Origin of the sequence: Streptomyces sp. 11x1 (genome assembly GCF_032598905.1) — a bacterium.
Taxonomy (GTDB): Bacteria; Actinomycetota; Actinomycetes; order Streptomycetales; family Streptomycetaceae; genus Streptomyces.
The window spans coordinates 7311208-7328103 of sequence record NZ_CP122458.1; the positions used below are offsets into that span (position 1 = coordinate 7311208).

At 68.2% G+C, this 16896-nt stretch carries 14 protein-coding genes; 4 read left to right on the forward strand and 10 right to left on the reverse strand.

All coding sequences use genetic code 11. From position 1 onward, the window contains the following. Positions 1-201 precede the first annotated feature (201 nt). Together P8T65_RS32155 and P8T65_RS32160 are read right to left on the reverse strand one after the other, a co-directional pair. Positions 202-561: a DoxX family protein gene (locus P8T65_RS32155; protein ID WP_316728691.1), complete on the reverse strand. Its 360-nt coding sequence runs from the start codon at positions 559-561 to the stop codon at positions 202-204. Positions 562-733: 172 nt separating this feature from the next. Further along, the gene (locus tag P8T65_RS32160; RefSeq protein WP_316728692.1) at positions 734-1228 is read right to left on the reverse strand and encodes a cupin domain-containing protein; all 495 of its coding nucleotides are present in this window, start codon (positions 1226-1228) and stop codon (positions 734-736) included. Between the two features lie 81 nt (positions 1229-1309). On the opposite strand from P8T65_RS32160, the gene P8T65_RS32165 reads away from it, so the two are divergent. From P8T65_RS32165 to P8T65_RS32180, 4 genes are all read left to right on the forward strand, one after another. Further along, positions 1310-2161, forward strand: a complete 852-nt coding sequence (locus P8T65_RS32165; RefSeq protein ID WP_316728693.1) for a LysR substrate-binding domain-containing protein — start codon at positions 1310-1312, stop codon at positions 2159-2161. Positions 2162-2170: 9 nt separating this feature from the next. Then, entirely contained in the window at positions 2171-2317 is a 147-nt protein-coding gene (locus P8T65_RS32170; RefSeq protein ID WP_316728694.1) for a hypothetical protein, read from the forward strand. A gap of 563 nt (positions 2318-2880) precedes the next feature. Next, on the forward strand, positions 2881-3258 hold the full coding sequence (locus tag P8T65_RS32175; protein ID WP_316728695.1) for a type II toxin-antitoxin system RelE/ParE family toxin: 378 nt from the start codon (positions 2881-2883) through the stop codon (positions 3256-3258). Beyond that, positions 3255-3437, forward strand: a complete 183-nt coding sequence (locus P8T65_RS32180) for a hypothetical protein (RefSeq protein WP_316728696.1) — start codon at positions 3255-3257, stop codon at positions 3435-3437. Before P8T65_RS32175 ends, P8T65_RS32180 begins: the two co-directional genes overlap by 4 nt. Positions 3438-3668: 231 nt before the next feature. On the opposite strand, the gene P8T65_RS32185 is transcribed toward P8T65_RS32180, so the two are convergent. The 8 genes from P8T65_RS32185 to P8T65_RS32220 form a co-directional block, all read right to left on the reverse strand. Next, complete coding sequence (locus P8T65_RS32185) at positions 3669-4511, reverse strand: MerR family transcriptional regulator (protein ID WP_316728697.1); 843 nt, start codon at positions 4509-4511, stop codon at positions 3669-3671. A 362-nt stretch (positions 4512-4873) separates the two neighbouring features. Beyond that, entirely contained in the window at positions 4874-7810 is a 2937-nt protein-coding gene (locus P8T65_RS32190; protein WP_316728698.1) for a discoidin domain-containing protein, read from the reverse strand. Positions 7811-7902: 92 nt separating this feature from the next. After that, the gene (locus tag P8T65_RS32195) at positions 7903-9375 is read right to left on the reverse strand and encodes a glycoside hydrolase family 32 protein (protein ID WP_316728699.1); all 1473 of its coding nucleotides are present in this window, start codon (positions 9373-9375) and stop codon (positions 7903-7905) included. Positions 9376-9523: 148 nt separating this feature from the next. Then, positions 9524-11821, reverse strand: coding sequence for a glycoside hydrolase family 3 N-terminal domain-containing protein (locus P8T65_RS32200; protein WP_316728700.1), 2298 nt, complete (start codon positions 11819-11821; stop codon positions 9524-9526). A 66-nt stretch (positions 11822-11887) separates the two neighbouring features. Then, entirely contained in the window at positions 11888-12775 is an 888-nt protein-coding gene (locus P8T65_RS32205; RefSeq protein ID WP_316728701.1) for a carbohydrate ABC transporter permease, read from the reverse strand. A gap of 13 nt (positions 12776-12788) precedes the next feature. Then, complete coding sequence (locus P8T65_RS32210) at positions 12789-13766, reverse strand: sugar ABC transporter permease (protein ID WP_316728704.1); 978 nt, start codon at positions 13764-13766, stop codon at positions 12789-12791. A 41-nt stretch (positions 13767-13807) separates the two neighbouring features. Then, on the reverse strand, positions 13808-15106 hold the full coding sequence (locus tag P8T65_RS32215) for an extracellular solute-binding protein (RefSeq protein WP_316728705.1): 1299 nt from the start codon (positions 15104-15106) through the stop codon (positions 13808-13810). A gap of 423 nt (positions 15107-15529) precedes the next feature. After that, positions 15530-16537 carry a LacI family DNA-binding transcriptional regulator gene (locus P8T65_RS32220; RefSeq protein WP_316728706.1) on the reverse strand — a complete coding sequence of 336 codons (1008 nt, stop codon included), beginning with the start codon at positions 16535-16537 and terminating at the stop codon, positions 15530-15532. Positions 16538-16896 lie beyond the last annotated feature (359 nt).

Genomic DNA, 16896 nt, shown 5'->3' on the forward strand with positions numbered 1-16896 from the left:
CCACCCCTCGGGCGATGATCTTACGCGGACCGCCATCGCGAGTGATCTGTTGGCTGGCTTCGTTCACGAGTTTCGACAGCAGGTGTGCGCCTCACCGCGCAGCGCGTGGACGGCGGCGTGTTCGATGTTCATGAGAAGTGACGGCGGCCGTGAGGCGGCTGGCCGAGCAGTCGCCTCCGCCGGTCGAGGACTGAGCCACGGTCACGGCCTGGTGGCCAACCAGACGGTCACGGCCGCGGTGGCGGTGAGTGCGACATTGAGTGTGATCCGGCGGTCTTCTCCAGTCAGGTGAACGGCGATCGCACCGGTCTGCAGAAGTAGGAAGCCGATGGCTGCGGCTGACGCCAGCCAAGGAGCGGTACCGGTCAGCGGTGGCAGGACCAGACCGGCCGCGCCGAGTATTTCGACCGCCCCCAGCGCCCTGAGGGCGGGCAGGGGAGTACGGTCGACCCAAGCCATCATCGGTCGGAGTTGATCGCGGCTGCGGATCACCTTCAGCGTGCCTGCGTAGAAGTAGAAGAGCGCGAGCAGTCCCGCGACGAGCCAGTAGGCGATGTTCATGGTTTCCGTTCACGGGGCCCCGGTTCGCGGGGTCCTGTCGATTGCGTCGAGTGCCAGGGAAGCCCCTGGAGACGGCCGGTCCTTCGTCCGAGGGGTTCGGAGGCGAAAGGCGGGAGCGCCACGGCCCCAGAGGCCGAAAGGAGGGCTGCCGGGCCGTTCCGTCCCGCCGACTTCAGGCGAGGTCGGTCGCGGGCTGTGTTGCGTAGCGGCTCATTGTGTCGATGTTGGCCTGTGGCGTCAGCGGCTGCCCGGATGCGAGCACCTCATGAAGGTCTCGGAAGTACTGCACATACAGGTCGGGTGTGAATGTACTGAGCATGACGGCGGGTTGGTCGGTCAGGTTGGCGAAGGTGTGCGGGGTGCCGGGCGGAACCATGACGAGCGTCCCCGCGGCGGCGTCGTAGTCCTTGTCCCCGACGGTGAACCGCACGGTGCCGGAGAGGACATAGAAGCCCTCGTCGTGTTGACCATGGCGGTGCTGCGGCGGGCCCTGCGTGTGCGGGGCGAGGACGGACTCGGCGATCGCGAGGCGGTGCCCGGTGTGGCTGCCGTCCTCCAGAACGCGCATGCGCGTGGCGCCCAGAACGATCGTCTCGCCGTCGTGGGGACCCACCACCGATACGGCGGGGTCGGCCTGCGGCTCGCTGGTCTTCGCTTTTTCGGTCATGGTCACGAGTGCACCGCCGGGACCCCACCGGTGTCCAAGACCCATTCAGCAGAGCCGATACCTCATGGGTATCGTTGCAGCGTGGAGCTACGGACCTTGCGCTACTTCGTGGCGGTCGCCGAGGAACTCCACTTCGGCCGGGCCGCTACCCGACTGCATATGAGTCAGCCGCCGCTGAGCCGGGCGATCAAGCAGTTGGAAGCCGAGGTCGGGGTCCTGCTCTTCGCCCGCTCGACCACCGGCGTCACGCTCACTCCAGTGGGCGCGGTGCTGCTCGACGAGGCGCGAGCCCTACTCGACCACGCCGACCGCGTCCGGGTACGTGTGAGCGCAGCAGCCGGCGTCGCGACTATCACCGTCGGCATCTTGGGCGACGGCACCGACCCGGGAGTGGCCAGGCTGGCCGCGGCCTACCGCCGAAACCACCCCGGAGTCGACATCCGCATCCGCGACACCGATCTGACTGACCCGACGTGCGGACTGCGCGCTGGACTGGTCGACGTCGCCCTCACCCGGGCACCGTTCGACGAGACCGCCCTGACGGTGCGTGCGCTGCGGACCGATCCGGTCGGCGTGGTCCTGCGCGCCGACGATCCGCTGGCCCACCGCGATGAGCTGCGGCTGGCCGAGCTGCGCGACCGCCGGTGGTTCCAGTTCCCGCAGGGCACAGACCCCATCTGGCAGTCGTACTGGAACGGTGGCAGGCCGCGGGAGGGACCAGTGGTGCGCGCCGTCCAGGAATGCCTGCAGGCCGTGCTGTGGAACGGCACGGTCGGCCTGGCCCCGCTCGGACACGACCTGCCCGCGGAGTTCACCGTGGTGCCGCTGATCGACATGGCGCCGAGCCGAGTGGTGGCGGTGTGCAACGAAGGAGACACCAACCCGTTGACCCGATCATTCATCGAGATCGCGACAGCCGCGTACCGCCGCTGAGGATCGGCAATGGCGCTGCCGCAGCTCGTGAACAATTCGAACGCTGCAGCCCTCGTGACCGCCTCCGGAAATGGTGAATATCTGCTGTCGCTTCTCGTGAACAAAGCCAGTTGGCCGATGCCGCCAGAAATTCATATGACCAACAACTTCTGTTAGGGCCTCTGCAACGATCAGACTCGGAACAAATGCCCTGCTCCACTGCCTAGCCCTGCGGTGCGGCCCGTCGCGCGGCCAAACATTCGGGCCGGTCCCGCCGACGAGGGTGGCCCAGCGTTCGGCTGTCTTGGGGTGGATGCCGAACAGGTCGGCGATGGTCATGGGTGGAGGTCCATGAGGGCGTCCATCATGGCGGTGTTCCGTGCTGCGCGGCCGGGCAGACCTGGTGTCTCAGGGAGTCGGCAGGTCGAGGGGGTTGCGCGGGCGTCGAGGGCTGTGACCGGGCAAGAGGTATCTGCACCGGCCCGGGTAGCTGCGCCGGGAGCTGTGCTGGAGCTGGCCGTCAATGACGCTGACGATGGCAGTGGCCCATCACCTGGGCTGCTGCAACTGTAACCATTCCGGCTTTCCTGACTCAGTGGACGGCGGTCGCATCCGCGCCGGCTCCCGGTACAAGACCCGAGGGTCGGCCAACCCGACCGGGCTAGCATGGCCTCACATCTGCCATTATGACGTCAATGGTGTATGCCGCCAGTGTAATAAATTGCAAATGGGGCGTGTGCATGGCTTGGAAGATTGTCGTGGTCGAGCCGGCTCTGTCCTGGCCTCACGGCCTGCGCCGCACTGACCGTGACACTCTGATTCAGGTCAGCCAGGCTGTCACTGCCCTTCAAGAAGAAGGTCCCGCGCTGGGTAGGCCTCTGGTGGACACGATCAAGGGCTCGGTGCTGTCGAACCTCAAGGAGCTTCGACCCGGCTCGGCAGGGACCACGGAAGTGCGGTTGCTGTTCGTGTTCGACCCGGACCGGCAGGCCGTGACTCTGGTCGGCGGCGACAAGGCGGGCAACTGGTCCGGCTGGTACAGCGTCGCGGTGCCGCAGGCGGAGCAGGCATACGCGGAGCATCTGAAGCGAATCGATGGAAAGGACGGGGCGCGATGACTGATCACCTCAAGGCCCCGCAGGCCGTCGCCTGGGGAGACCTGGCCGAGGATTTCGCCTTCACTAAGGGCCAGTTGGAGCGCAGCGAGGTCGATACCCTCGCCGCCTACGTCAAGGCGCTCGGCGGCAAGTTGAAGATCGTCGCCGACTTCGGTGATCAGAGCTACGTCCTCGGCTGATCCGATCGAAACGTCGCGACCCAGGTCTGCCCGCAGTCCGGTCTGCAACTCGCTTCTCGAAGTCAGGAATGATGCTCTACCCGGGACATGGGGTGGAGCATCATCTCGTTGGTAGGCCAATCCGTTGAGCGCGGGTTCGAGACCCCTTGTTCGCGGCCGTGTCGAGACGCCGAGACACCGGCTTCGTGTCGGTGGCCGATCCGGGATCCTCACGCACGGCCACACCAGCGATCAGCTGCCTGCGGAGAGGTCCCCGTAAAGGAGCCGGCCCGTGAGTTCGATGCACCGCGTCCGGGCCGCGGAGAAGCCATGAGGCATCTTGGTGACCGCTTCGAAGGCACTCATCCGGGTGTCGTCCTCGCCGCTCGCCCCGGCGTCGTAGATCTCGAAGAGTTTCTCCTCGGCCTCGTCCAGTCCGGCCGCTGTCATGGCCTGTTCCAGGGCCTTGTGGTGGGCGCAGTGCCGGGCGGCGAGTTCCTCGACCTGCGGGTCGTGGGGGTCGACGGTGTCATCGAGGGCGGCGTCGGCCGCGTCGAGGCGGTCTGCCTCGGCCCGTAGGCCGGGATGGGTCGCCAGGGTGATGAACACACTGGCCTGAATCGCGGCGCCCAGCGGCCCGAAGATCCGTTCCGTGACCAGCAGGGTGTCCAGGTCGGAGGGGCGCAGTGCGCCAGAGGGCAGGTGGCTGAGCCGGTCCGTGACCAACGGGGAGAGCAGGCCCAGGGGGCTGCCCACGGCTCGCAGGCGCTGGACTGCCGCGCGCTGACGCTTGATGTCGGCCTCCTGGGCGGCCAGGGTCTCCTCCAGTCGGCCCAGGACGTCCTCAACGTCCCGGGCTTCGTCGAAGGCGGCCCGCATGTCGTCCAGGCTGATGCCGGCCTCGGACATCTTGCGGATCCACAGCAGGCGGATCATGTCGTCGTAGCCGTAGCGGCGGCGTCCGTCTCCGCCTCGCCCGGGCTCCGGCAGCAGACCGATCTGGTGGTAGTGACGAATGGCACGCGGGGTGGTTCCGGCGAAGGCGGCGGCATCGCCGATCCTGACCTCACGGGGAGGTGTGACGGAGGGGTACATCGCAGACAGGGCCTTTCGTGCTGTGGTGCCCTCGACGACACCACATGCCGCTACGGCATGTGCAACTACCCACCACCCGGGCCCTGACGGACTATCGGGCCCCCTCGCCAGGGGAGTCTCGTCCCAGGACAGGACCGGAACGGGTGGGGAGATCCGTCGAGCAGGTCTGATGGCACCCCGAGCGGGGATTGGGAAGCTACAAGGAGCCGCATCACCGGGAGGGCCGGCTCGAGAGAAGGTCTCTCTCGAGCCGGCCCTTCCTCGCGTACCCGGCATGCCGCACGCTCTCCGCCCAGCAGCAAGGGCAAGGAGCGCCCGGTTTCGACGCCGTCAGTCGTAGACGCCGTCTACCGTGGGCTCGGTCAGTTGTAGACGTTGAATTCCGCGATGGACCACCAGTTACTCGCGACATCAGCGGTGTTGACGACCTTGATGTGGCGAGCCGTCCGCGTGGGGAAGGAGACCACCTGGACGCGCTGGCCGTCCGTCACGGAGGAGACCTTGGTCCAGTCGGTTCCGTCCTCCGAGACGTACACGTCCGCGCTTCGCGCGTAGTCGTCGATGCTTCCGCCGACGTCCAGGACGACCTTGTCGAAGGTCTGCGCCTGCCCCATGTCCACATGGATCCAGAGGCCGTCGTACTGCCCGGTTCCGGAGCTGTAGCGGTTGCCGGAATCACCGTCCAGCATGTTGCCGGGCGCGTCCCACTGGCTGGCGTCCGAAGCCGTCGCGGTCCAGCCCGTGCGCGGCAGCGCGGGGCCCAGGTCGATGACGTCGAACGATGAGCCGCCGGCATCCGCTCCGGTGGCTCCCTTCACGGAAACCGTGACCTTCCCCGCTGGAAGTCCCTTCGGTACGTAGGCGCTGATGCTCGTGTCCGACCACGTGTCTATCTCGGCATAGCCCGATCCGAAGTACACCGTGCCCAGCCCCTGCGAGTCACCGAAGCCGGAACCGTGAATCGTGAACTTGGAGCGTGCTATGCCCCGTTCCGGCTTCAGCTCGCTGAAGGCCGGCGACGGGAAGCTCGAGAGCTTCTTGGTCGTGAACATCGCCGAGGTACCACCCGGCAGCTCATAGGTGTACGAGCCGTCGGTGGACATCTTGAAACTCTTGCTGTCAGCGCTCCCGTTGAAGACCACGGTGACCTGGTCCCCCTGCTTGCTGGTCCAGCTCTTCGACTGCAGGCCGTTCGCCACCGCTGTCGGAGCCGTGATGGAGCCGGTTCCGCGCGGGGCCCCGTACACCTCGATGTCGCCGATGGCCCACCAGAAGCCGGAGGCCGCGGTGCTGACGATGCGGATGTACCGTGCCGTACGGGTCGGCAGCGCGACGGATATCTTCCCGATTCCCCCGCTGCCGCTCGCGATCGCGCTGCCCCACTCGGCTCCGTCGTCCGACACGTAGATCTGATACTTCGTGACGTAGTCGAACGAGTTGTTCACGCCGGTGTCGAAGACGATCTTGTTGAAGCTCGTGGGGCTCCCCAGGTCGATCTGGAACCAGTCACCGCTCGTCGTCCCGTGCCCGAGGCTCCATTTGGTGTTGATGTCGCCGTCTATCGCGTTCGCGGCCCTGCCCCAGTCCGGCTGCGCGGAAGCCGTGGCCGTCCACTTGGTACGGCTCAGTGCCCTTCCGGTCGTGCGGACTGAGGCTCCGATCGGCAGGGAGTACGTGATCAGCTTGTTTCCGGTGCGGATGGAGTTGTGGTGGGGCAGCAGTGCCGGGTCGTAGGTGACGGTGACCGGACCGGACTCCGACTTGAACGCGAAGTCGCGTGTCGGGTCCGGGACCTTGGCCGCTGCGGGGGTGCTGCCGCTCCGCGCCGGCCCGGAGTAGGTGAAGGTGACGGCGTCTCCGGCGTTCAGGGTGTAGTCGAACGAGTGTGTCCCGTCCGCGACGCTGAAGGTCTTCGACGTCTTTCCCGAGTTGTGCGCGATCAGGACCTTCGATCCGTCCGGGTTCTGGAACGCGACGTTCTCTATGCTGCCTTCCCCGAAGGTGTTCGAGTAGATCCGGCGTGCTCCGGGCCTGACGAACCTGCTCGCGTGAGCGAGGGCGTGGTAGTCGACGTTGTAGGACACCCGCCCGTCGGCCGGGTCGATCGTGAGCAGGCCCCGCAGCATGGGGATGCCGGCCGTGTCGCTGTTGAGCGGGCCCCGGTCGGGGTCGAGGGCGATGTTCCACAGCATCACGCCGTTCGCCCAGTTGCGCGTGCCGTTGATGATCCACGTACCCAGCGCCTCGGTGAACGCCGTCTGGTCGCTGTCCTGCCACACGCCCCCGGTGGCTTCCGTGATGAACGTTTCCTTGCTCGGGTAGTCGTTGTGGACCAGCGTCTGGTAGGTCGGGTCGCCGCTGTAGATGTGCCACCCGGTTCCGGCGGTGTACCGGGAGGCGGCGGGGTCACTGAAGATCGTCTCGGGGTACGAGGGCACGTCCCAGTTGTGGTCCCAGGCGAGGATCTTCGTGGAGATTCCGTTGGCCTCGAACGCCTTGCCGACCTTCTTGATCAGTTCGGCTTCCTGGTACGCGGACAGGAACATTCCGGGCCAGGTGGGGGTGCCCATGGGTTCGTTCTGCGGGGAGATGTAGGAGATGGGCACGCCGGCTTCGTCGTAGGCCTGGACGAACTTGACGAAGTAGTCGGCCAGGGCGGAGACGTACTCGCCCTTGAGGGTGCCGCCGATCATGGAGTCGGAGGTCTTCATCCAGCCTGGTGGGCTCCAGGGGTTGGCCATGACCTTGAGGGACGGGTTGAGGGAGAGGGCCTGCCGCAGGGCCGGGATGATGTACGGGACGTCATGCTTGATGGAGAAGTTGGCCAGCGTCGGGTCCGTCTGGCCGGCGGGCATGTCGTCGTAGGAGTAGCTGCCGGACGCGTTGAAGTCCGTGGCGCCCATCGGGGAGCGGAGGAGGCTGAGGCCGATTCCCTTCGAGGGATCGAACAGCTTCTTCATCAGCTTGGCCCGCTCGGCAGGGGACAGCTTGTCGATGAGCCAGGCGGAGGAGTCGGTCATGGCCGCGCCGAAGCCGTGGACCTTCTGGTACTTGACGCTGTCGTCGATCTTGATCGTCAGCGGGTTGGCCGCTTTCCTCGCCTTGAACAGCACATCGTCCTGGCCGGCGACCCACTTGTCGGCCGATACGTCCGTCAGCCACACACGGACGGAATTGTCACGTGGGGCCTGCTTCAGCCGCGGGGCGGCTAGGGCATTCCCGGAAACCTGGGTCCACGCGGCGGCGACGCCGACCGCGGTGGCCAGGAACCGGCGTCGTCCGAGACCGTACGAGCTCATGGAAGATCCTCCTTCGGACCAGCTTGTTCTGTACTTGGGTGAGGGGGTGGGACACAGTGCCGAGGTGGGGGATCGACCGGTCGGAATCGGTGCTACGGCGACGTCGGCGCCGACTGTGCGGCGCTGGTACTCGGTTCCTTGATCACGAGCGGGTGCAGTTCCCAGGCGTCGACCGCGAAGCCGAGGCGCGTCCCCGGTGCGGTGCGGGCCCGCAGTCGCCAGGGGCTCTGCCCTGTGGGGTAGAAGCGCAGGGTGAGGACCTGGCCGGTGGTGATCAGGAAGATTTCGGCGATGGAGTGGTCGACGACCACGCGCAGGTCGACGGGTTGGTCCGCCGGGCAGGGCATCCGGTAGGAACCGCCGCGGGCTCTGCTGTCCAGTGAGGCGTGGTCACGGTCGACGACCAGGTCACCCGCGTCGGTGTCGAGGAGGATGTCGAGGTACTCGGAGCCGTCCGGGGTGGTGACCAGCCGTAGGCCGGCGTTTCCCGTCGGCTCCAGACGTGTCGTCAGGTCGAAGGCGCGGCCCACGGTGCCGAGGTTCACCGGCCACGGGCCGTCCGTCGCTCCTGTGGCGTGGATGGTGTGTCGGCCGCGCAGCGCGAGCAGTTCGGCGGCGGGCTGCTGGCGCAGGGTGCCGTCGTCGTCGACGTGGATCTCGCGGGGCAGCGTGAGCACACCGGCCCATCCGTCCGCGAGGGCCCAGGCTTCGTCGCGGGCCTCCCATGACCAGGCCCACAGCAGCCACCGGCCGCCCGGTGCGCGCAGCAGGGCCGGTGCGTAGCAGTCGGGGCCGTGGTCGGCGGGTACCGCCGGTCCCGCCTCGAAGCGGCCGTCGTGTTCTTCGCCGATCAGGGCTGCGACGCTCAGCGGGCCGGTGGGTTCGGTCCACGTGCCGAAAATGAGGGCGCCGGGCCCGTCCGCCGCCGGGAGGTACTGGGGGCATTCCCAGCCCTCGCCGGAGTGCAGGGCGGTGTCGCCGACGGGCTCCGGGCGGCGGGCCGCGAAGGGCCCTCGACAGGTCCAGGTCTCCAGGTCGGGTGAGTCGTACAGGAGGGCGGCGGCGCGGCCGTCGGCGAGGGCGGCGCCGACCAGCATCCGCCAGCGGTCGCCGTCCTGCCAGACGTAGGGGTCGCGGTACATGGTGCAGCCCTCGGGCAGCTCGGGGATGAGTAGTTCGCCCCGCGGGGTGAAGGTGCGGCCGCTGTCGTCGGAGATGGCGGAGGTGACCGGCTGGTGCTGGAAGGAGCGGTCCTCGCGGTGCGCGGAGTAGAAGGCCACCAGCCGTTCGCCGTCGGAGACGGCGTTGCCGGAGAAGCAGCCGTCGGCGTCCGGGCCGCCCGGGGTCGGGGACAGGGCGATCGGCAGCGGCTCCCAGGTCAGCAGGTCGGGGCTGCGGAAGTGGCCCCAGTGCAGGTTCGCGTGGGTCGCTCCGTAGGGGTTGTACTGGTAGCTGACGTGGTAGTGGCCGTCGTGGAAGACCAGGCCGTTGGGGTCGTTGATCCAGTGGTGGGGCGGGCGCAGGTGCGCCACGGGGCGGTGCGGATCGCTGGGTGTGGTGGACACACGCGTGCCTTTCGGTCTTGCTGGACCCGCCCCGCCGGCCCTCGATGCGGCGGGGCGGCTGGGTCGGCGGGGCGGGGGTCTTCGAGCCCGCGCAGGGCCTTGTGGGCGGGGCGCGGTCAGGTCCGGATGCTGTCAGATTCGGATGTCGTCAGGCCCGGATGCGGAATCGTGCGCTCAGCTGCTGCTCCCGTCGTGAGCTGGGCCCGACGCGGAGCGCGAACTCGCCCGGCTCGACCACGCGGCGGTTGTCGGCGGTGACGAGGGAGCACTGCGCGGCGGGGATGCTGACGGTGGCGTCCAGGCTTTCGCCTGGAGGGATCTCGACCTGGGTGAACGCCTTCAGTTCCTGCTCGGCCCAGGTGACGCTGGTGGTCAGGTCGCTGATGTACGCCTGGACCGTCTCCAGGGCCGGACGGCTGCCGCTGTTGGTGAGTCGTACGGTCGCGGTGACGGCGCCGTCGGCGGGGATGTCCGGGTCGTGCACGACGAGGTCAGAGTAGGTGACGGTGGTGTAGGTGAGGCCCTCGCCGAACGCGAACAGGGGGTCCTGCGTGAGATCGGCGTAGCGGCTGCCGTGCTGGCCTCGCACCTGGTTGTAGAAGACGGGCTGCTGTCCGACGTGGCGCGCGAAGGAGACGGGGAGCCGACCGCTGGGTTCGATGAGTCCGAGGAGGAGTTCGGCGACGGCGCGGCCGCCGCGCATGCCCGGGTTGAACGCCTCGATGAGCGCGGCCGCGTTCAGTGCCGAGTCCGGGAGGGTGCTCGGCTTGGACTGGGCGAGTACGACGATCATGGGTGTGCCGGTGGTGGCGACCGCGTCCATCAGGGCGATCTGGCCTCCCTGGAGGTCGAGCGTGGCGGTGGAGCGCACCTCTCCGGTGAGGTCGATGGTGTCCCCGACGACCACGACGGCATAGTCGGCGGCCTCTGCGGCGGCGATGGCCTGCCCGAGTTGTGCCTGGTCGACGGGGGCGGGGGTGAAGACGTCCGGCTGTGGTTGGCCGTCGGGGCCGACGGTCCACCCGGTGTCCTGGTGGGGGCTCGCGATGTCGGCTCCGCGGGCGTGCGTGATGGTCCAGCCGGTGGGCGCGACGGCGCGAAGGCCGTCGAGGACCGTCTCCACCGACTCCCGTGGATGGCCGTCGGGCATCCACGGGACCTGGCCGGTGGCGCCCGCCCAGTCGCCGAGCATGGCTTCGGTGCTGTCGGCGTTGGGGCCGATGACCGCGATCGTCCGCTCGGTACCCCGGCTCACGGCGCGGCCGGTTCCGTCCGAGGTCAGCCCTCCTTCGAGGGGCAGGGTGCCGTCGTTGCGCAGCAGTACGAGGGAGCGTCGGGCGGTCTCGAGGTTGAGGTCGGCGTGGGCGCGGCAGCCGATCACCTGCGCCTGCCGCTCGGGGTCGGGAACGCGCGGGTCCTCGAAGAGTCCGAGCTCGAACTTCAGCCGCAGCACCCGCCGTACCGCGTCGTCGATCTGCTTCTCCTCGACCAGGCCGCGGGCGACCGCCTCCTGCGCGCCCTCGAAGAAGCCGGGGGTGGCCATGATCAGGTCGTTGCCGGCGTTGACGGCGACGGCCGCAGCCTCGGCGTAGTCGGCGCAGGTCCGCTGGTCGTAGACCATCCGGCCGACGTTGTCCCAGTCGGTCACCAGCGTGCCGCTGAAGCCCCATTCGCCCTTGAGCACATCGTTGATCAGCCACTCGTTCGCGGTGATGGGCACCCCGTCGATCGACTGGTAGCCGAGCATGAAGGCCCGGCAGCCCGCCCGGGCCGCCTGCTCGAACGGAGGCAGGAACCATGAGCGCAGCTTGCGCGGGCTGAGATCGGCCTCGCTCGCGTCGCGCCCGCCCAGGGTCTCGGAGTAGCCGGCGAAGTGCTTGGCGTACGCCAGCACGGCGGTCGGGTCGCCGAGGCCCTCGCCCTGGTAGCCGCGCACCATCGCCGCCCCGAGTTCACCGATCAGGTACGGGTCCTCGCCGAACGTCTCGTTGATCCGGCCCCAGCGCAGGTCCCGGGTGATGCACAGCACGGGGGAGAACGTCCCGTGGATCCCGGTCGCCGCGATCTCGGTCGCGGCCGCCCGGGCCACGCGGTGGAGCAGGGCGGGGTCCCAGGCGCAGGCCATGGCCAGCTGGGTCGGAAAGATCGTCGCGCCCGGCCAGAACGAGTGCCCGTGGATGCCGTCGTCAGCTGTCAGCAGCGGAATGCCGAGCCGTGTCCGCCGGGCCAGTTCCATGGCCTGCGTCATCAGGTCGGGTGACACGTGCAGGACCGATCCGGACAGCTTTGCCGAGACGATGCCTTCCAGGTCCCCGTGTTGCGCGTCGAGCATCAGCAGCTGCCCGACCTTCTCCGGAAGGGTCATCCGTGACAGCAGGTCCTCGGTTCTCGCTTCCACGGTCGCTTCCGGGTCCAGGTACACGGCGGTGCGGACCGGCTGTCCCACGTTGTTCTCCCAGTGATGAGTGGTGAGGGGCGGAGAGTCGATGTCCGGCGGCGGGGCGCCGGGAGGTCACTTCAGGCCGGTGGTGGCGATGCCGGCCACGAACTGGCGCTGGAAGAGGAGGAAGACGAGCATCACCGGCAGCAGCACGACCACAGCGCCGGCGAGGAGGATGCCGAAGCGGGTGAAGGACTGTCCGCTGCTGGCCAGGGCGAGGCCGACGGGAAGGGTGTACTGGCTCTCGTTCTGGGCCACGACCAGGGGCCACAGGAAGTTGTTCCAGGAGCCGAGGAAGGTGATGATCCCGAGGGTGGCGAGGGCCGGCTTGGTCAGCGGAAGGATGATCTTCGCGAAGATGGCCAGTTCGCGGCAGCCGTCCACCCGCGCGGCGTCGATGAGTTCGTCGGGCAGGGTGGAGATGAACTGCCGCATCAGGAACACCCCGAAGGGTCCGGCGAGGAACGGCAGGACCAGCCCGATCAGGGACCCGGTCAGCTGCATGTTGGACACCAGCACGTACAGCGGTACGAAGGTGACCAGGCCGGGGATCATGAGCGTCCCCATGACCAGGAGGAAGACCGCGCGCTGTCCGCGGAACTCCAGCTTGGCCAGGGCGTATCCGAGCATCGAGCAGAAGATCAGGTTGCCCGCGGTGACGGCGAGGGCGACGATCACGGAGTTGGCGAACATGCTCGTGAAGTCGAGCGTGCTGAACAGTTCACCGTAGTTGGCGGTCGTGGGCGCCGTCGGGACCAGGACCGGCGGTACTCGGCGGATGTCGGCCTCGGGCTTGAAGGAGCCGGACAGCATCCACAGGAACGGCGCGATCATCAGCAGGAGGGCGCCGGCGAGCGGCAGGTACAGCCAGGGCCGGCCCCAGGTCTGTCGGACGCGGCGGTGCCTCAGGGTGCGCTCCGTGTCCGGGGTTGCCGCCGGCAGGGTGGCGAGGGTGCTCATGGGGCATCAGTCCTTAATCCACGGATCGCAGAACGCGGAACTGCAGCACGGTCAGCGCCACGATGAGGACGAAGATGACGTAGCTGGCCGCCGACGCCATGTCGTAGTTGCCGTTGCCGAACTGGTTGTAGGCGTACAACGTGGCCGACAAGGTGGAGTCCAGCGGACCGCCGCCCGTCATCACGAACGGCTCGTCGAAGAACTGCAGATAGCCGATGCCGGTGGTGACGGCGGTCAGCAGCAGCGCCGGACGCAGGAGCGGGAAGGTGACCCGCCAGAACCGCTGCCAGGGCCCGGCGCCGTCGAGTTCGGCCGCCTCCATCAACGACTGCGGCACGGACTGCAGACCTGCCAGCATGATGATCATGACCGTGCCCAGGTTGCGCCACACCGCCATCACGATCATGACGGGCAGGGCGAAGCGGGTGTCCGCCAGCCAGGCCGGACCGTCGATCCCGAACCAGCCCAGCACGAGGTTCACCAGACCCGCCCGCGGTTCCAGGAGCGTCTTCCACACCACGGCGACGGCCACGATGCTGGTGATCACCGGCAGGTAGAAGCCGACGCGGAAGACGGCCCGGAAGCGGCGGATGCCCCGGTCGAGAGCGACGGCCGCGGCGAGCCCGGCGGCCAGCGTCAGCGGCAGGGCCACCAGGACGAACACGCCCGTGTTGCGCAGGGCCGTGAAGAACTGGTCGTCCTGGAAGAGCCGCACGTAGGTGTCGATTCCGGTGAACGACACGTTCAGCGGGGTGCGCAGGTCGGCGCTCTTGGTGTCGGTCAGGCTCATCAGCAGCGACCAGACCACCGGCACCAGCATGAAGACCGCGAACAGCGCGAGGAACGGGGCGGCGAGGATCCAGGCGGCCCGGGCCTGCCTGCCGCGCGCCGGGCTCCGGAGCCCGGAGTTCCGGCGACCGGCACTCCGTTCCGGTCCTGCCGTGCTCTGCTTGTGGGTGTCGCCCCGATCGGGGAGCGTTTTCGTGGACATGGATGTCATCCGTCCGTACGAGGGGTCCTCATCTGCGGCGCTCAGCGGCCCGTGCCGATGCTGGTGGCCTTGGACTGCAGCGCCTTCTGCACCTCGGCGACGGTGGCCTTGCCGAGGGCCAGCTTCTCCAGTTCGCCGTCGATGGCGTCGGCGATCTGCTGCCAGGTCGTGATGGCGGGCTGCGGCCTGCTGACCTTGAGCTGCTCCTCGAACGCCTTCATGTTCTCGTCCTCGGTCAGCTTCCCCTCCGTCCACGCCCGGGGCGCGGGGGGCAGGCTGCCGGTGACCTTGGCGTAGGCCGCGAGGTTGGCGGGCTCGGTCAGGAACTGGGCGAACTTCCATGCCGCGTCGGGGTTCTTGGCGTCCTTGAACACCGCGAGGTCGGTGCCGCCGGCGAACCCGGCGGGCTGCTTGGTGTACGGCACCGGCATGGTCTTCCACTTGCCGTCCAGCTCGGGGGCGTCCTTGTGGAAGCTGCCACCGGCCCACGCGGCCTCCTGGTAGGTGGCGAGCAGCCCGTCCCTGAATCCCTGGACGTTGTCGGACCTGTCGGTCGGTGCCAGCCCCTGCTTCGGGACGCTCGCCCAGTACTCCAGCGCCTTGGCGACCTCGGGCGTCTCGAAGGTGAACTCCCCGGTCTTGGCGTCGTAGATGTCACCGCCCTGCTGCCAGACCATCGGCAGCCAGAAGATCCAGGAGTTGAAGCCCATCACCAGTCCGGTGGCGTGGCGCAGCTTGGGGTTCTTCTTGCCGGCGGTGGCCTGGATGGCCTTGAGGTCCTTGAGGTATCCCTCCCGGTCGGCGGCCGGGGCGCCCTTGATGCCGGCCTTCTCGATGATGTCGGTCCGGTAGTAGACGACCGTGGTGTCGGCGCTGAACGGGACGCCGTAGGAGGTGTCCTTGTACTTGGTGGTGTCCCACTGGCCGGGGTAGAAGTCGGACGACTTGATCGACGACGGTGTGGCCTGGAAGGCGTTCATGGCGGCCATCTCGGGCATCCAGGTGCTGCCGACCATGGAGAGGTCCGGGGTGTTGCCGCCGGCGACCGCGGTGGTCAGCTTGTCGTGGGCGGCGCTCCACGGGACCGCGGTGATCTTGACGGTGGCGTCCGGGTTCTCCTGCTCGAACTTCTTGGCCAGGTTCTTCAGGTTGTCGTCGGGGTCGCCCAGGGACCACATGACCACCGTGCCCTTGGCCTTTCCGGCACCGAGCTTCGCGGGTGCGTCGTTGCCGGGGCCGGAGTCCTCGCTCCGGCCACAGCCGGTGGCCACCAGGGCTGCCGTGACGGTGACGGACAGGACCTGGACGGTTCTGACAGCGTGACGGGTCGATATACGCATGGGTGCGGCTCCTTGCCAGTGAGCGATACGGAAGCGGGTGGGCCGGCGAGCAGCGGAGAGCGGGAGGGCACGGGTGCTCGGCCGGGTCGGCCCGTAAGTGGGGCCGGGTGTGAGAGAGAGGCACGCACGGTCGGACGCACGACGCGGATCGCGACTGGAGAGTCCGACGCGCAGTGGGGTGGCGGCCGGGCGGGGTGTGCCCGGCGCATCGATCGGTGTCCCGGATCAGGAACGCGCGAGAAGGAGGGTGCGGAGGCGCGCGGTGCAGCGTGAACGCAGGCGCAGCCGCCGGGAGTTGTGAGGAAGGTGAGGTGGAGAAGGTCCGCCGCGGTGTCAGGAAGACAGGGGCGGTGTGTCACGCGGGGACGACACACCGCCCGGCCACGAAGCGCCGACGTTCGGGGCGCATCGCGGTGAGGCGCGTCAGTTCGCGCTCGGCCCTAAGGTCGAGCCACGCACCACAAGGCTGGTGGGGATGATGCGCGAGGTGGCGGCTTCCGGGGATCTGCGTACGTGGTCCAGCAGCAGACGGGCCGCCGCCTCCCCCATCTCCCGCATCGGCTGGCGGATGGTGGTCAGCGCCGGATAGGTGTACGACGCGATCTCGACGTCGTCGAACCCCACCACGGCCACGTCCCGCGGAACACGCAGGCCGGCCTCGTTCAGGGCCGCGAGCACACCCGCCGCCGAGGGGTCGTTGTGCCCGAAGACCGCGTCGAACTCCACACCGTCCTCGATCGCTTTCGCGACCGCGGCCCGGCTGGTGTCGAACAGGAAGTCGCCGCAGACGATGCTGCGCCGGTCGAGCTCGATCCCGGCCTGCGCGTAGACGTCGACAAAGCCGCCCAGCCGTTCCTCGGTACAGCCGAACCCCTCGGGGCCCGTCACCACCAGAGGGCGACGACGGCCGATGTCCAGCAGATGGCGTGCCGCCTGTTCACCGCCCTCCCTGTTGGTGGTGGCCACGTAAGGGAAGCCAGGCCGGTGGAAGCGGTCGTCTATCAGCACCATAGGCAGCCCTGCTTCGTGCAGTTCCGTGATGTACCCCAGGGCTCCCTCGGGCTCTATCACCAGCAGACCGTCGAACGACTTGGCGGCGACCTGCAGCCCCAGTCTGCGCAGTGACTCCTCACCGCGGTTCCAGGTCAGCATGCGCAGACCGAAGCCCTCGGTCTCCAGCGTCTCGACGACCGCCTGCACGATGCCGGCCCAGGCCCAGGCCATGTCAGGGACCAGCATGCCGATCATCTGCGTCGTGCCGCGGGCGAGCCCCACGGCCCCGGCGCTCGGCACATAGCCCAGGTCCGAGATCGCCTGGCGGACCCTCAAGACGGTGTTCTCGTTGATCTCGCCCTTGCCGTTCAGCACCCGCGAGACCGTCGTCTTGCTCACTCCGGCCCGCGTGGCCACGTCGGCGATAGTGACTCCCATGTCACCTCCCTTCTCTCACGGTAGAGGCGGAAGACGTCCTCCCGCACCGAAGGGCCGATCGTACAGCGACCCTCGGAACCGGTACCGGAAGCGGTTCCGGAACCGGTTTCGGTACCGGTTCCGGAAGTGAAGCACCGAGAGGCCCGACGGGTCAACACATCGGAAACAAATCGCTTCGCCGACCGGTCTCGGCCTCGCCGATGCCACGGAAGGCGACGGACCGGCACCCGACGTGATGGGCTCTGACCTGCATGTTTGCGACCGGAGAGGCACCCCTCCTCGCCGCTCGGGCCCAGTTCGCGGGGCGCCGGCGGCGCCCCGGAAGCGCGGGCCCGTATCGGAGCAATCACGTCAGAACC